2 protein-coding genes are annotated in these 642 nt (G+C 67.6%); both read right to left on the bottom strand.

Features of this window, described 5'->3' with window-relative positions:
• Window positions 1–297 (bottom strand): biopolymer transporter ExbD (locus DAI20_RS17275; RefSeq protein ID WP_108252893.1); only part of this gene is annotated, 297 nt, incomplete at its 3' end.
• A gap of 9 nt (window positions 298–306) precedes the next feature.
• On the bottom strand, window positions 307–642 hold a 336-nt coding region (locus DAI20_RS19115), incomplete at its 5' end, for a MotA/TolQ/ExbB proton channel family protein (RefSeq protein ID WP_205781510.1).

The following is a 642-nucleotide window of genomic DNA, read 5'->3' as shown; positions in this document are numbered from 1 at the left end:
GGTGTCACTGTGGGTCGCCGCCTGCAATGCAGCGGCCAGCCCGTCGCGCGCTACGGCCTGTTCGCCAACGCGCAGCGACAGATCGGCCTGCACGGTCACATACACCGGCGCCTGTTCGGGCGGCGTGGCACTGGCACTGCTGGCTGGCAGCTGCACCGGCACCGACACGGTCGCCAGCGGTGCGGCCACCATGAAGATGATCAGCAGCACCAGCATCACATCGATGAAGGGCGTGACGTTGATCTCGTGCGCTTCTTCGGGGGTATCTTCGCGGTCGGAGGCGGTCCTGATCGCCATCGTCGTGCCTCAGTGAACCGCACGCAGCGGTGCCGCTGCGGTACGCAGCACGGCACGATCGAGATCGCGCGAGACCAGCTGCTGCACGGCCGCCGACAGATCACCGAGCAGGCCCCGCAGGCCGGCCAGTACACGGCTGAAGTGGTTGTAGACCAGCACGGCGGGAATCGCTGCGACCAGACCCAGCGCGGTCGCCAGCAGAGCCTCGGCGATGCCGGGCGCGACCACCGCCAGGTTGGTGGTGTTGCTGTGTGCGATGCCGATGAAGCTGTTCATGATGCCCCACACCGTGCCGAACAGGCCGACGAAGGGCGCCACCGCGCCGATGCTTGCGAGCACACCGAT

The sequence above is a fragment of the Planctomonas deserti genome, from assembly GCF_003067705.1.
Classification (GTDB): domain Bacteria; phylum Actinomycetota; class Actinomycetes; order Actinomycetales; family Microbacteriaceae; genus Planctomonas; species Planctomonas deserti.
Note: the sequence above shows the minus strand (reverse complement) of the source record. Positions and strands in the feature narration are given on the sequence as shown.